This is a genomic window from Arthrobacter sp. MMS24-T111 (assembly GCF_054888995.1).
Window position 1 is genome coordinate 3,081,477 of the sequence record NZ_JBTZRO010000001.1, and the last position, 14,023, is coordinate 3,095,499.

Annotated in this window: 13 protein-coding genes and 1 pseudogene; 13 read left to right on the forward strand and 1 reads right to left on the reverse strand. The window is 66.3% G+C overall.

Annotation, left to right across the window (positions count from 1 at the left end; genetic code table 11):
* Positions 1–25: 25 nt before the first annotated feature.
* Both efp and nusB read left to right on the forward strand, forming a co-directional pair.
* The gene (gene efp / locus ACX5I6_RS14495; protein ID WP_018761428.1) at positions 26–589 is read left to right on the forward strand and encodes an elongation factor P; all 564 of its coding nucleotides are present in this window, start codon (positions 26–28) and stop codon (positions 587–589) included.
* Entirely contained in the window at positions 589–999 is a 411-nt protein-coding gene (nusB, locus tag ACX5I6_RS14500; RefSeq protein WP_018761427.1) for a transcription antitermination factor NusB, read from the forward strand. Before efp ends, nusB begins: the two co-directional genes overlap by 1 nt.
* Positions 1,000–1,075: 76 nt before the next feature.
* On the opposite strand, the gene ACX5I6_RS14505 is transcribed toward nusB, so the two are convergent.
* The gene (locus ACX5I6_RS14505; protein WP_461840927.1) at positions 1,076–2,350 is read right to left on the reverse strand and encodes a PrsW family intramembrane metalloprotease; all 1,275 of its coding nucleotides are present in this window, start codon (positions 2,348–2,350) and stop codon (positions 1,076–1,078) included.
* Positions 2,351–2,526: 176 nt separating this feature from the next.
* On the opposite strand from ACX5I6_RS14505, the gene pyrR reads away from it, so the two are divergent.
* The 11 genes and pseudogenes from pyrR (at position 2,527) to coaBC (ending at position 14,020) form a co-directional block, all read left to right on the forward strand.
* Positions 2,527–3,114 (forward strand): bifunctional pyr operon transcriptional regulator/uracil phosphoribosyltransferase PyrR, encoded by a 588-nt coding sequence (gene pyrR, locus ACX5I6_RS14510; RefSeq protein ID WP_461840928.1) that lies wholly within the window; start codon positions 2,527–2,529, stop codon positions 3,112–3,114.
* Positions 3,111–4,136, forward strand: coding sequence for an aspartate carbamoyltransferase catalytic subunit (locus ACX5I6_RS14515; protein ID WP_285246163.1), 1,026 nt, complete (start codon positions 3,111–3,113; stop codon positions 4,134–4,136). The genes pyrR and ACX5I6_RS14515 overlap by 4 nt, the downstream gene beginning before the upstream one ends.
* Positions 4,136–5,476: a dihydroorotase gene (locus ACX5I6_RS14520; RefSeq protein ID WP_285246162.1), complete on the forward strand. Its 1,341-nt coding sequence runs from the start codon at positions 4,136–4,138 to the stop codon at positions 5,474–5,476. Before ACX5I6_RS14515 ends, ACX5I6_RS14520 begins: the two co-directional genes overlap by 1 nt.
* Entirely contained in the window at positions 5,476–5,994 is a 519-nt protein-coding gene (locus tag ACX5I6_RS14525; protein WP_285246161.1) for a PH-like domain-containing protein, read from the forward strand. Before ACX5I6_RS14520 ends, ACX5I6_RS14525 begins: the two co-directional genes overlap by 1 nt.
* Positions 5,975–7,228, forward strand: a complete 1,254-nt coding sequence (gene carA / locus ACX5I6_RS14530) for a glutamine-hydrolyzing carbamoyl-phosphate synthase small subunit (RefSeq protein ID WP_461840929.1) — start codon at positions 5,975–5,977, stop codon at positions 7,226–7,228. Before ACX5I6_RS14525 ends, carA begins: the two co-directional genes overlap by 20 nt.
* Positions 7,228–10,545: a carbamoyl-phosphate synthase large subunit gene (carB, locus tag ACX5I6_RS14535; RefSeq protein WP_461840930.1), complete on the forward strand. Its 3,318-nt coding sequence runs from the start codon at positions 7,228–7,230 to the stop codon at positions 10,543–10,545. The genes carA and carB overlap by 1 nt, the downstream gene beginning before the upstream one ends.
* Positions 10,538–11,398 carry an orotidine-5'-phosphate decarboxylase gene (pyrF, locus tag ACX5I6_RS14540; protein WP_461840931.1) on the forward strand — a complete coding sequence of 287 codons (861 nt, stop codon included), beginning with the start codon at positions 10,538–10,540 and terminating at the stop codon, positions 11,396–11,398. The genes carB and pyrF overlap by 8 nt, the downstream gene beginning before the upstream one ends.
* Positions 11,399–11,509: 111 nt before the next feature.
* Positions 11,510–11,827: an integration host factor, actinobacterial type gene (gene mihF, locus ACX5I6_RS14545; RefSeq protein WP_461840932.1), complete on the forward strand. Its 318-nt coding sequence runs from the start codon at positions 11,510–11,512 to the stop codon at positions 11,825–11,827.
* A 46-nt stretch (positions 11,828–11,873) separates the two neighbouring features.
* A pseudogene (gmk, locus tag ACX5I6_RS14550) lies at positions 11,874–12,466 on the forward strand (guanylate kinase).
* Between the two features lie 16 nt (positions 12,467–12,482).
* Positions 12,483–12,743 carry a DNA-directed RNA polymerase subunit omega gene (gene rpoZ, locus ACX5I6_RS14555; protein WP_026264487.1) on the forward strand — a complete coding sequence of 87 codons (261 nt, stop codon included), beginning with the start codon at positions 12,483–12,485 and terminating at the stop codon, positions 12,741–12,743.
* A 38-nt stretch (positions 12,744–12,781) separates the two neighbouring features.
* Positions 12,782–14,020 (forward strand): bifunctional phosphopantothenoylcysteine decarboxylase/phosphopantothenate--cysteine ligase CoaBC, encoded by a 1,239-nt coding sequence (gene coaBC, locus ACX5I6_RS14560; RefSeq protein ID WP_461840933.1) that lies wholly within the window; start codon positions 12,782–12,784, stop codon positions 14,018–14,020.
* The last annotated feature ends 3 nt before the right edge of the window (positions 14,021–14,023 follow it).

A 14,023-nucleotide genomic window follows, 5' to 3' on the forward strand; every position in this document is an offset into this window, starting at 1 on the left:
CGGATAAAGAAACCAGAGGAAACCAGTGGCAACCACTAACGACATTAAGAACGGAACGGTCCTGAAGCTTGAGGGCCAGTTGTGGAACATCATCGAGTTCCAGCACGTCAAGCCCGGCAAGGGCGGCGCGTTCGTCCGCACCAAGATGCGCAACGTGATGTCCGGCAAGGTTGTCGACAAGACCTTCAACGCCGGCCTCAAGATTGAGACGGCCACCGTGGACCGCCGCGACTACCAGTACCTGTACCAGGACGGCGCAGACTTCGTGTTCATGGACACCTCCGACTACGACCAGATCACCGTTTCCGGTGCCACGGTGGGGGACGCCACCAATTTCATGCTTGAGAACCAGATGGTGAACATCGCCATCCACGACGGCAACCCTCTCTACATCGAACTGCCGCCGAGCGTCGTCCTCGAAATCACCTACACCGAGCCGGGCCTGCAGGGCGACCGCTCGTCCGCCGGCACCAAGCCTGCCACCCTGGAAACGGGTTACGAGATCCAGGTGCCGCTGTTCATCGAAAACAACACCAAGGTCAAGGTGGACACCCGCGACGGCAGCTACCTGGGCCGGGTCACCGAGTAGTGAGCGCCCGCGGTAAAGCCCGCAACAGGGCACTGGATGTTCTTTTCGAGGCGGAGCAACGCTCTGTTTCGGCGTTCGACGTGCTCCGCGCACGCCGGGAAAAGACCGACCAGGTGGTCAACCCCTACACCCTGGAAATCGTTGAGGGCGTAGTGTCCCAGCAGGCTGCCATCGATGAGTTCCTGGAGACCTACTCGCAGGGCTGGAGCCTGGAACGGATGCCGTCAGTGGACCGCATCATCCTTCGCATTGGTACCTGGGAGCTCCTGTACAACGACGACGTCCCCGACGGAGTGGCGGTCAGCGAAGCCGTTGCACTGGCCAAGACGCTCTCCACGGATGAGTCTCCGCAGTTCATCAACGGCCTGCTCGGCCGGTTGCAGCAGCTGAAGCCCTCGCTGCTCGCCTAGCCAAGAGGCCAGGTTTGCGGCGTCAGCTCGACGCAGAAGGGACCCGCCGGACATCCGGCGGGTCCCTTCTGCGTCCTCAACGGGCGATGGCTGCGCGAGCTTCCAGGATCCTCTGGAGCTGTTGCCGCTCCTCGGCCTGGTGAAGGGGCACGTCCCGCCCGCTCAGGATCCGCTGGCGGATATTCGCGAGCTGTGTGGCCGCCTTCAGGAACTGCTTCATCTGCGGTTTCCTGCCCGAGGCGGCGGCCCACGACAACGCCGTGCGCCTTCCGGTAGGGGTCGCCAGGAGCTGGACCTCGTCCGGCGTGAACCAGCCCGCGGCCGAATACTCCAGCAGCCTTTGCCGGGTCAGGCGTTTCTCGGCAATCCGAAGGAAGATGATGCCTGCCACCGCCAGCAGGAAGATCGGAACCTGGACCATGATGTAGTCCAGCAGGAAGCCCCTGCCCATGCTGTTCCACCTGTTGTGCAGGAACATGGCCGGCAGCAGCCCCACAAGGAACGCTCCGACCGATGCTCCGGTATGCCACTTCCGCGCGGCGAACCCCATCACCAGGCCTGTGGTTCCGGTGAAGATCGCGTGCGCGAAGGGCGACATCACGCCGCGGAGGACGAAGATCTGGGCGAGGTCGCTGGCAGGGGAAGCCGATTCGGCCACGGCCCTGCCGAAATAGAGGATGTTCTCGGTGAAGGCGAACCCGCCGGCGATGGTAAAGGCAAAGACGACACCGTCCACGGGCCCGTCGAATTGCCGTCGCGCTGCCAGCAGGATGATCAGCAGGCCCAAGGACTTGGCGAACTCCTCGACCACGGGCGCCTGGACTGTGGCCATATACGTTTGCAGGTCCACTTGGTCCGTGAACTGGAACGCGATGACGAAAAACGGCTGGATGAGCAGGGTCACGGCAACGGATACCGCGGCGCCCCACACGAAGGCGAATAACAGCAGCCGCTTGGGCTCTGGTTCCCACCTGTCGATAATGTGGACCGCCGCCAGGACCACGGACAAGGGAACCAGGGACGCGAGGAACCCGATCAGGAATCCGCCGGCGCCGGTATTGGACAGCAGGAACGGGACCACCAGGAACAGGCTCAGGAACGCCAGCACACTGCCTGCGATGGAGAGTCCCGCCAGCCCGGTCCGTGCCCGGGATACCCGCAGCGCAGGCTCCGGGACATACGGGCCGACGGTGGCCAGGGGCTGGCCGCCGTGCCCCGGTGCCGGGCGGTAATGTCCTGGATGGACCTGGCCCATCCAGCTGGGGTTGGCCTGCCGGGGGACCGGCCCGGGCGCTTCGCGGTAGGGGTCCTCGGGAAGCCCGGGTGTTGGTTGCTGCGGATACGTCGGCATACCGGAAAGCCTAGGCGGGGGCTGCCGGAGCGCCAAGGAACCGCCAATCCGCGCCATCCGGTGTGACCAGCAACGCGTTTCCCGGGGGCAGGGGACGGGAGGCGATGTGGTAATTTTGAATCGCAAATGTTCCTTTTTAATTCCGTCCTGTGAGGCGGGGAAAGGGGAGACGAGCGTTGACTTCTGTCACCAGCGCACCGGTTCCAGCCAGGGTTGTCCTCAGCCAGGCGGATATTGACCGGGCACTCACTCGTATCGCCCATGAGATCCTCGAAGCCAACAAGGGATCCCGCGACTTGGTCCTGCTGGGCATTCCCCGCCGCGGATACCCGCTGGCTGTCAGGCTGGCCGAAAAAATCGCCGCTGCCGACGCCACCGTGGACGCTGCCGCGATCGTGGGCCAGCTTGACGTCACCATGTTCCGTGACGATCTTTCCCACCAGGGGACCCGGCCGCCGTACCCCACCAAACTGCCCCGTACGGGGATCGACAACAAGGTAGTGGTGCTGATCGACGACGTCCTGTACTCGGGACGCACCATCCGCGCCGCCCTGGACGCCCTCGTTGACCTCGGCCGGCCCCGCATCGTCCGGCTTGCCGTCCTGATCGACCGGGGCCACCGCGAACTTCCCATCCGTGCTGACCATGTGGGCAAGAACCTGCCCACGTCCTCCGCCGAAAAGGTCCGGGTCCGGCTCGAGGAGACCGACACGCCCCACGGCGGATCACCGGTCAACGAAGTCGTGATTGAGGCCGGCGCATGAAACACCTCCTGTCCACCCAGGACCTCAGCCTTGAGAATGCCATCCGCATCCTGGACACTGCCGAGGAAATGTCTGCCGTCGGCGAGCGGGAGGTCAAGAAACTCCCGGCGCTGCGCGGACGCACGGTAGTCAACCTTTTCTTCGAGGACTCCACCCGGACCCGCATCTCCTTTGAAGCCGCAGCCAAACGGCTGTCGGCCGATGTGATCAACTTCGCCGCAAAGGGGTCCTCGGTATCCAAGGGCGAATCCCTCAAGGACACCGCCCAGACGCTGTCCGCCATGGGGGCAGACGCCGTCGTCATCCGCCACTGGGCGTCGGGCGCGCCGCACCGGCTCGCCGCAACGGACTGGATCGACGCCGGTGTCATCAACGCCGGTGACGGCACCCATGAACACCCCACCCAGGCCCTCCTGGACGCTTTCACCATGCGCCGGCACTGGGCGCGGCTGGCCGGAACGGCGTCGGAGGGAACCGACCTTAAGGGCCTGCGCGTCGCGATCGTCGGGGATGTCCTGCACTCACGCGTGGCACGGTCCAACGTCTGGCTGCTCCGTACCCTGGGTGCGGAGGTCACCTTGGTGGCACCGCCCACCCTGCTGCCGGTCGGCGTCGAACAATGGCCCTGCAGCGTCAGCTACGATCTCGACCAAACCCTGGCAAACGGCGTGGACGCCGTCATGATGCTCCGCGTCCAAGGCGAACGCATGAACGCGTCGTTCTTCCCCAGCACCAGGGAATACTCCCGCCGCTGGGGCTTCGACGACAACCGGCTCCGCGCCCTGGACGACCTCGGCATGACGGACACCATCATCATGCACCCCGGTCCCATGAACCGCGGCCTGGAAATCAGCGCCGCCGCCGCCGACTCATCCCGGTCCACCGTCCTGGCACAGGTCCGCAACGGCGTGTCCGTCCGGATGGCCGCACTGTACCTGCTGCTCTCCGGGGATTCCCGCGAACCAGCCGCAACCCGGGCCCCGGCCTACACCACCGCCGCGCCCATCAAGGAGAGCATCTGATGACGACCACCACTGGAACCTACCTCATCAAGGGCGCCTCGATCCTGGGCGGCGAAGCCTCGGACGTGCTGATCCGTGACGGCATCATTGCCGAGATCGGCCACGGTCTGGATGCCGACGGAGCCGCGGTGATCGACGCCGCCGGCTTCGTGGCGTTGCCCGGCATGGTGGATGTCCATACCCACCTGCGCGAACCCGGCCGCGAGGACGCCGAGACCGTCGAAACCGGAACCCGCGCAGCGGCCCTGGGTGGCTACACGGCCGTCCATGCCATGGCCAACAGCACCCCCGTCGCCGACACCGCCGGCGTCGTCGAGCAGGTCTACACCCTGGGCCGCGCTGCAGGCTGGGTGGACGTACGCCCGGTCGGGGCCGTCACGGTCGGACTGGCGGGGGAGCAGCTGGCAGAACTCGGCGCCATGGCCGACTCCCGCGCCCGGGTCCGGATGTTCTCCGACGACGGCATCTGCGTCCACGATCCCGTCCTGATGCGCCGGGCGCTGGAATACGTCAAGGCGTTCGACGGCGTCGTGGCCCAGCACGCGCAGGAACCCCGCCTTACCGCAGGGGCACAGATGAACGAGGGCGACGTCTCGGCGGTCCTCGGCCTGACCGGCTGGCCTGCGGTCGCCGAGGAAAGCATCATCGCCCGCGACGTCCTGCTGGCCCAGCACGTCGGCTCGCGGCTGCACGTCTGCCACGTCTCCACGGCAGGCTCCGTGGAAATCATCCGCTGGGCCAAGGAACGGGGCATCGACGTCACCGCCGAGGTGACCCCGCACCACCTGCTGCTGACCGATGACCTCGTGCGCAGCTACGACCCCGTCTTCAAGGTCAACCCGCCGCTGCGCACCGATGCCGACGTCCAGGCATTGCGTGCCGGGCTCGCAGACGGCACGATCGACGTTGTGGGTACCGACCATGCACCGCATCCCAGCGAACACAAGGAATGCGAATGGGCGCAGGCCGCCATGGGAATGACCGGGCTTGAAACGGCCCTCTCAGTCGTGCAGCACGCCATGATCGAAACCGGGCTGATGACGTGGGCGGACTTCGCCCGCGTCACCTCCACGGCCGCGGCGAAGATCGGGCGCCTCACCGACCAGGGACGGCCCATCGAAGCGGGCGAACCCGCCAACCTCATCCTGGTGGACCCGGCAGCCCGCTGGACCGTCGATCCGTCCACGATGGCCACCATGGGCCGCAACTCGCCGTTCAAGGGCCGGGAACTGCCGGGCAAGGTGGTGGCCACCTTCTACAAGGGACACCCCACGGTGCTCGAGGGTGCACTGAACACGCCCCACCCCGACGCCGCAGCCACCACGGCAGGCGTCGCCTGATGGACAAAATCCTCCCCGGACTTGCCATGCTGGCGGTCGTCGCCGTCGTCTTTGTCCTCCTGGGCATCGGCTGGCGGAATCGGCTCAGGCGCCAGGCCGACGTCGAACAGCTGCCCGAGGTGCCTGCGGCACCCGGTGAACCCGCCGCCGTCGCCGAAGGGCAGTACGTTGCCACCACCACCGCCGGTGACTGGCTTGACCGGATCGCCGTCCATGGCCTGGGGATCCGCACCAACGCAACCCTCGCGGTCTACCCGCACGGCGTCCTCTACGAACGGGCCGGAGCGCCGGCGCTCTACATTCCAGCTGCTTCCCTGACCGGTGTCCGGCAGGACAGCGGCATGGCCGGGAAGTTCGTCGAGAAAGACGGCCTGCTCGTGCTGGCATGGACGCACGGCGCGCACGAACTCGACACCGGCTTCCGGACCCGCCGCGCTGCCGACAAAGACGTGCTCTACCAGGCCCTGCAGGAATTGATTTCGTCAGCCCCAGCGGCTGGTGCCACCAGTGGAAAGTAAGACAGTGAAAGCGAATACATTGACAGCAACCACCTCCGCTCCTGTGTCAGCCCCCGCTGCGCTGGTTCTCGAAGACGGCCGCATTTTCCGAGGCACCAGCTACGGCGCCACCGGCACCGCCCTGGGCGAAGCCGTCTTCGCCACCGGCATGACTGGCTACCAGGAAACCATTACGGACCCGTCCTACGCCCGCCAGCTCGTGGTGCAGACCGCACCCCACATCGGCAACACCGGTGTGAACAGCGAAGACGCCGAGTCCCGGCGGATCTGGGTGGCCGGCTACATTGTCCGGGACGCCGCCCGCCGGCCCTCCAACTGGCGCTCCGAGCGCTCCCTTGACGAGGAACTGGTGGCCCAGGGCATCGTCGGCATCCAGGGCGTGGACACCCGCGCCATCACCCGGCACCTGCGCGAACACAAGACCATGCGCGCCGGCATCTTCTCCGGCGAGGCGGCAGAGGCCACGGACAAGGAACTGCTCGACGCCGTCCTGGCCGGCGAGCCCATGGAAGGTTCCCGCCTGGCCGAGGAAGTCAGCGTCGACGAAGCCTACGTGGTGGAGCCCAAGGACCACGGCTGGGAGGGGGAACCCCGCTTCACCATCGCGGCGATTGACCTCGGCATCAAGGCCATGACCCCGGTCCGGTTCGCCGAGCGGGGCGTCCGCGTCCACGTGCTCCCGGCTACCGCCACCCTCGAGGACGTCAAGGCAGTCAACCCGGACGGCTTCTTCATGTCCAACGGCCCCGGCGACCCAGCGACCGCAGACGCCCAGGTCAAGCTGCTCCGCTCAGTCCTGGACGAAAAGCTGCCGTACTTCGGCATCTGCTTCGGCAACCAGATCCTCGGCCGGGCCCTGGGCTTTGGCACCTACAAGCTCCGCTACGGACACCGCGGCATCAACCAGCCCGTGATGGACCGCCGCACCGGGAAGGTCGAAATCACCTCCCAGAACCATGGCTTCGCCGTGGACGCCCCGCTCGACGGGGCCACCCAGGCGCCGGAATCACGGTACGGCCGGGTGGAAGTCAGCCACATCAGCCTGAACGACGACGTCGTGGAAGGCCTCGCCTGCCTGGACATCCCGGCGTTCTCCGTGCAGTACCACCCCGAAGCTGCCGCCGGCCCGCACGACGCCGCCTACCTGTTCGACCGCTTCATCGACCTGATGGCGGACACCAGGAACGCTGACACCAAGACTGCCAACGACAACAAGACCGAGGACAAGAAGTAATGCCAAAACGTACAGACCTCAAAAGCGTCCTCGTCATTGGTTCCGGCCCGATCGTCATCGGCCAGGCCGCGGAATTCGACTACTCCGGCACGCAGGCCCTGCGCGTCCTCAAAGAGGAGGGCCTGCGCGTCATCCTCGTGAACTCCAACCCGGCCACCATCATGACCGACCCCGAGTTCGCCGACGCCACCTACGTCGAACCCATCACCCCCGAGGTGGTGGAGAAAATCATCGCCAAGGAACGGCCCGACGCCGTGCTGCCCACCCTGGGCGGCCAGACCGCGCTGAACACCGCGATCGCCCTGGACAAGAACGGCGTGCTCGAGAAGTACAACGTGGAATTGATCGGCGCGAACATCGCCGCGATCGAACTCGGCGAGGACCGCGAAAAGTTCAAGGGTGTCGTGGAGCGTTGCGGCGCCGAGTCCGCCCGCAGCCACATCATCCACACCATGGACGAGGCCCTCACGGCCGCCGTCGACCTCGGGTACCCCATGGTGGTCCGCCCGTCCTTCACCATGGGCGGCCTGGGCTCCGGCCTCGCCTACAACGAGGACGACCTGCGCCGGATTGTCGGCCAGGGCCTGCAGTACAGCCCCACCAGCGAGGTGCTGCTCGAGGAGAGCATCCTGGGCTGGAAGGAATACGAGCTCGAAATGATGCGGGACAAGAACGACAACGTGGTTGTCGTCTGCTCCATCGAGAACTTCGACCCCGTGGGCGTGCACACCGGCGACTCCATCACCGTGGCTCCGGCGCTGACCCTCACCGACCGCGAGTACCAGAAACTGCGCGACGTCGCCATCGCCGTCATCCGTGAGGTGGGCGTCGATACCGGCGGCTGCAACATCCAGTTCGCCATCGACCCCGCCACCGGCCGGGTAGTGGTCATTGAAATGAACCCCCGCGTATCCCGCTCGTCAGCACTGGCGTCCAAGGCCACCGGGTTTGCGATTGCCAAGATCGCCACCAAGCTCTCGCTCGGCTACACCCTGGATGAGATCCCCAACGACATCACCCAGAAGACCCCGGCGTCCTTCGAGCCCACCTTGGACTACGTAGTGGTCAAGGTCCCGCGCTTCGCCTTCGAGAAGTTCCCGGCGGCGGACAACACCCTCACCACCACCATGAAGTCGGTGGGCGAGGCCATGGCCATGGGCCGCAACTTCACCGAAGCACTGCAGAAGGCACTGCGCTCCCTGGAACAGAAGGGCTCGCAGCTGGACTTCAGCAGCGTCCCGGAATGGGAAGTGGCCGAACTTATCGAAAAGGCCAAACGCCCCACCACCGAGCGCCTGCACCAGGTTCAGCGCGCCCTCCTGGGCGGCGCCACCGTGGAGCAGCTGTTCGAGGCCACCAAGATCGATCCCTGGTTCCTTGACCAGCTCCAGCTGCTCAACGAGATCTCCCACGAAATCCGCCAGGCCGGTGCACTTACAGCGGACATGCTCAAGCGTGCCAAGCGCCACGGGTTCTCGGACGAGCAGATCGGCGCCCTCACGCACAACCCTGAGGCAGTGGTCCGGGGCGTCCGCCAGGCCCTCGGCATCCGCCCCGTCTACAAGACCGTGGACACCTGCGCCGCCGAGTTCGCCGCTTACACGCCCTACCATTACTCTGCCTATGACGAGGAGGACGAGGTCGCGCTGCACTCCAAGCCGTCCATCCTGATCCTTGGCTCAGGCCCGAACCGCATCGGCCAGGGGATCGAGTTCGACTACTCCTGCGTCCACGCGTCCATGGCGCTCCGCAAGGCCGGCTATGAGACCGTCATGGTCAACTGCAACCCGGAAACCGTCTCCACCGACTACGACGTCTCCACCCGGCTGTACTTCGAGCCCCTGACGCTCGAGGACGTCCTCGAGGTCATCGCTGCCGAGGAGCGCACGGGCGGCGTCATGGGCGTGTTCGTCCAGCTCGGCGGCCAGACCCCGCTGAAGCTGGCGCAGCAGCTCGCCGACGCCGGCGTGCCCATCCTGGGTACCTCACCGGAGGCCATCGACCTCGCCGAGCACCGTGGCGCCTTCTCCCGCGTGCTGGACAAGGCCGGCCTGGTGGCGCCGAAGAACGGTACGGCCGTCTCCTTCGAGGACGCCAAGAAGATTGCCGACGAGATTGGCTACCCCGTCCTGGTCCGCCCGTCCTACGTGCTGGGCGGCCGGGGCATGGAAATCGTCTACGACGAGCCGAACCTCTCCCGCTACATCGCCAACGCCACCGAGATCACCCCGGACCACCCGGTTCTGATCGACCGATTCCTGGAGGACGCCGTCGAGATCGACGTCGATGCCCTCTTCGACGGCACCGACATGTACCTGGGCGGCATTATGGAACACATCGAGGAAGCCGGCATCCACTCCGGTGACTCCGCCTGCGTCCTGCCGCCCATCACCCTGGGCAGCAACGTCATCGAACGGGTCCGCGTGGCCACCCGCGCCATCGCCGAGGGCGTGGGCGTCCGGGGCCTGATCAACATCCAGTTCGCGCTGGCCTCGGACGTCCTGTACGTCCTGGAAGCCAACCCGCGCGCCTCCCGGACCGTGCCGTTCGTGTCCAAGGCCACCGGCGTCCAGATGGCCAAGGCCGCAGCGCTGATCGGCACCGGCGTGACCATCAACCAGCTGCGCAGTGCCTACAAGATGCTGCCCGAAACCGGCGACGGATCCACCCTCCCGCTGGACGCGCCCGTCGCCGTCAAGGAAGCCGTGCTGCCGTTCAGCCGGTTCCGGACGCTCGAGGGCAAGGTGGTGGACTCCCTGCTCGGTCCCGAGATGCGCTCCACCGGTGAAGTCATGGGCATCGACAAGCACTTCGACACCGCGTTCGCCAAGAGCCAGGCGGGCGCCAACAACGCGCTGCCCACCGAAGGCAAGGTCTTCGTGTCCGTGGCCAACCGGGACAAGCGCTCGGTGATCATGGGCGTCAAGCGCCTTTCGGACCTCGGTTTCGAGATTGTCTCCACCGGCGGCACCGCCGATGTCCTGCGCCGCAACGGCATCCAGGCCACCCCGGTACGCAAGGTGGCCGAGGGCAGCAGCGCTGAAGGGGAAGGCACCATTGCCGACCTCATCGTCGCGGGAGAAATCGACATGGTCTTCAACACCCCGTCCGGCGGCGAAGCCCGCAGCGACGGCTACGAACTGCGCGCCGCGGCCACGTCCATCGGCATTCCGTGCATCACCACGGTGGCGGAGTTCAACGCCGCCGTCCAGGCCATCGAAGCCATGCGCACCTACGAGTGGTCCGTCACCAGCTTGCAGGAGCACGCAGCCGCCCTTGCCGAGTCGCAGCAGAAGGCGGCCCTGCAGCATGCCTGAGCAGGTACCGGGCGCCGGCCGGGAGTCCTTTGGCTCCCGGCTGGGCGCCGCTATGGCATCCCGCGGTCCGCTTTGCGTGGGCATCGACCCGCACCCGGCGCTGCTGGAAAGCTGGGGCCTGGACGACGACGCCGCGGGGCTGAGGCGGTTTTCGCTGACGGTCCTTGAGGCCGTGGCTCCGCTCGCTGCCGCGGTGAAGCCCCAGGTGGCGCTGTACGAACGGCACGGATCAGCCGGCATTGCCGTGCTGGAAGAGGTCCTGGCCGGGGCCCGCGAGCAGTCGGTGCTCAGCATCGCCGATGCCAAGCGCGGGGACATCGGTTCCACCATGGCTGCCTACGCCGATGCCTGGCTCCGTGACGGCTCCCCGCTCGCGGCGGACTCGGTCACCCTTAGCCCCTACCTCGGGTTCGAGTCCTTGCGGCCGGCACTGGACCTTGCCGCGGACACAGGCCGGGGCGTGTTCGTCCTTGCCCTGACGTCCAACCCGGAAGGCGCCTCCGTCCAGCACGTTGGCGGCAGCGATTCGGTAGCCCGCCGGATCACCACCGCTGCAGCCACGGAGAACGCCCGCTACGCAGGAAGCCTTGGGTCCGTAGGCCTGGTGGTGGGCGCCACCGTTGGCACGGCCCTGACGGACCTCGACCTGGACCTCGCAGCAGTCCGCGGCCCCATCCTGGCGCCAGGCCTCGGCGCCCAGGGAGCTACCCCTGCCGATCTCCGGGCCACGTTCGGCGCCGCGTACCCGCTGGTCCTGGGAACCTCCAGCCGGGACATCCTCTCCGCAGGGCCCCGGCCGGGCGGATTGCGGGAAGCTGCGCAGCGCACCTTGGACGGGCTGCGGGGACAATAGGCCGCCAATTCCCCGGATGCATTGCTTCAGGCTGCACCAAAGGGTATTTTCAGGACAGGTCCAAGGGCGGCCGCCCTTGGATGAAATCCGCCGACTCCGGGGGTGTCCGTGATGGTCCTGCGACCTTTATCTGCGACTGAACGAGCCGAGGCCCTGGGCAAGGCGGCGGCGGCAAGGGCCACCCGGGCGGCGGCCAAGGAAAGCCTTCGAAACGGGCACAGGTCTGCGGCGGACATCATTGGCTCAGCCATTGAGGACGACGCCCTGGCCCGGATGAAGGTGTCCGAACTCCTCGAAGCCCTTCCCGGCATCGGGAAGGTCCGGGCCGCGGCCATCATGCAGCAGTTGGGCATTGCGGCATCCCGGCGGGTCCGCGGGCTGGGCGTCCACCAGCGGCGGGCGCTGGTAGATTTTATAGACGAGCATTAGCGCAGGCCGGCCGCCCGCGCTTCCCCACCTCCAGCAAAAGGAATACGTGAGCAAGAAACCCGGACTGACAGTCCTCGCAGGTCCGACGGCTGTTGGCAAAGGCACCGTGTCCACCTACATCCGGGACAACTACCCCGAAGTCTGGCTTTCCGTCTCGGCCACCACCCGCGCCCCCCGGCCCGGGAAGAGGATGGCGTCCACTACTTCTTCAAGTCCAAGGAAGAGTTCGAGCAGCTCATCGCCGACGGTGAACTTCTGGAATGGGCAGTGGTCCACGGCCAGAACACCTACGGCACGTTGAAGAGCACCGTGAACCGGGCGATCGCTGAGGGCCGCTCAGTCCTGCTGGAGATCGACCTGCAGGGCGCCCGCCAGGTCAAGGCAGCGGTCCCGGACGCTCAGTTCGTCTTCCTGGCCCCGCCGACGTGGGACGAGATGGTCCGGCGGCTGGTGGGCCGGGGGACCGAAACCCCCGAGGAACAGCAGCGCCGGCTGGAAACCGCTAAACTGGAACTTGCTGCTGAACCGGAGTTCGACCACACCGTCATCAATGATGACGTCCGCCGGGCAGCGGACGAGCTTGTTTCACTCATGGGGCTGACCCCGCATCCACATCTGCCGGAACCGTCAGCCCGCTAGGAATTTGGAGAAATTCGTGTCTACGAACCTTGAAGGCATCATCAACCCGCCGATCGACGATCTGCTGAAGGTAGCGGATTCCAAGTACGGCCTGGTGATCTTCGGTGCCAAGCGTGCTCGTCAGATCAACGCCTACTACGCCCAGCTGCACGAGGGCCTGTTCGAGTACGTCGGCCCCCTGGTCGATACCAAGCTGAACGAGAAGTCGCTCTCGATCGCCCTGCGCGAGATCAACGAAGGCAAGCTGGTTTCCACGCCGATCGAAGCCGCAGAGTAGTCCTGCAGCCGAACTGACTTGCTGTTGACGGAGGTCACGTGCGCATAGTCCTCGGAGTCGGGGGAGGGATTGCCGCCTACAAGGTGGCGTCGCTCCTCCGGCTTTTTATTGAAGCCGGCCATGACGTCACGGTGATTCCCACCGAGGCGTCCACCCGGTTCGTCGGTACCGCCACCTGGGAGGCGCTGTCCGGCAACCCGGTCAGCAACAGCGTTTTCGATGACGTGCACCTGGTCAACCACGTACGGCTGGGCCACGAGGCCGACCTTGTGGTCGTCGCACCCGCCACGGCCGACCTCCTGGCCAAGGCAGCCACCGGCCAGGCCGGCGACCTCCTGACCAACACGCTGCTCATGGCGCACGGCCCGGTGCTCTTCGCCCCGGCCATGCACACGGAGATGTGGCAACATGCCGCCACCCGCGCCAATGTGGAGACTCTCCGCGGGCGTGGCGCTGCAGTCCTTGAGCCCGCCTCCGGAAGGCTGACAGGGGCAGACTCGGGACCGGGTAGGCTCCCGGAACCCCAGGCCATTTTCGACGCCGCCATGGCGCTGGTGCAGGGCCGGTCCGATTACCAGCTTCCGCTGGCAGGACGCACCGTCACCATCAGCGCCGGCGGAACCCGGGAACCCCTGGACCCGGTCAGGTTCCTCGGCAACCGGTCCTCCGGCAAACAGGGCGTCGCGCTGGCCGTTGCCGCGCGGAATGCGGGGGCCACCGTGCGCTTGCTGGCAGCCCACATGGAGGTCCCGGCGCCGGCAGGGGTTGACGTGCAACGTGTGGAGACGGCCATGGAGCTCCGTGAGGCCGCACTCGCCGCAGCAGCCGATTCAGACGTCATCATCATGTCCGCTGCCGTGGCCGATTTCCGGCCCGCAGAGGTCTCGGACACCAAAATCAAGAAGCGTGACGACACCGCCGACCCCGTCATCACCCTGGTCCGCAACCCGGACATCCTGCAGGAACTGGTGGAGCAACGCAACGCATCCCGTGCCGGAAGCGGGCAGCTCGTCATCGGTTTCGCTGCCGAAACAGGAGACAGCCAGGGCGACGTCCTGGCCTACGCGCAAGCCAAACTGCAGCGCAAGGGCTGCGACCTGCTGGTGGTCAACCATGTGGGCATGGACAAGGTGTTCGGACAGGACTCCAACGCGGTGGTCATCCTCTCCCGGGCCGGCTCCGAACCACAGGAGGCGTCCGGGACCAAAACCGAGGTTTCGGAAGCCATCATCAGGCGCATCAGCTTTGAACTGAACCACGTTTCACCCCGCGCCTGAAGT

Bases quoted from the DNA above. Each gene is read 5' to 3' on its own strand.
- ACX5I6_RS14505 (WP_461840927.1), bottom strand. From the start codon at position 2,350: ATGCCGACGTATCCGCAGCAACCAACACCCGGGCTTCCCGAGGACCCC.
- ACX5I6_RS14515 (WP_285246163.1), top strand. From the start codon at position 3,111: ATGAAACACCTCCTGTCCACCCAGGACCTCAGCCTTGAGAATGCCATC.
- ACX5I6_RS14520 (WP_285246162.1), top strand. From the start codon at position 4,136: ATGACGACCACCACTGGAACCTACCTCATCAAGGGCGCCTCGATCCTG.
- ACX5I6_RS14525 (WP_285246161.1), top strand. From the start codon at position 5,476: ATGGACAAAATCCTCCCCGGACTTGCCATGCTGGCGGTCGTCGCCGTC.
- carB (WP_461840930.1), top strand. From the start codon at position 7,228: ATGCCAAAACGTACAGACCTCAAAAGCGTCCTCGTCATTGGTTCCGGC.
- pyrF (WP_461840931.1), top strand. From the start codon at position 10,538: ATGCCTGAGCAGGTACCGGGCGCCGGCCGGGAGTCCTTTGGCTCCCGG.
- mihF (WP_461840932.1), top strand. From the start codon at position 11,510: ATGGTCCTGCGACCTTTATCTGCGACTGAACGAGCCGAGGCCCTGGGC.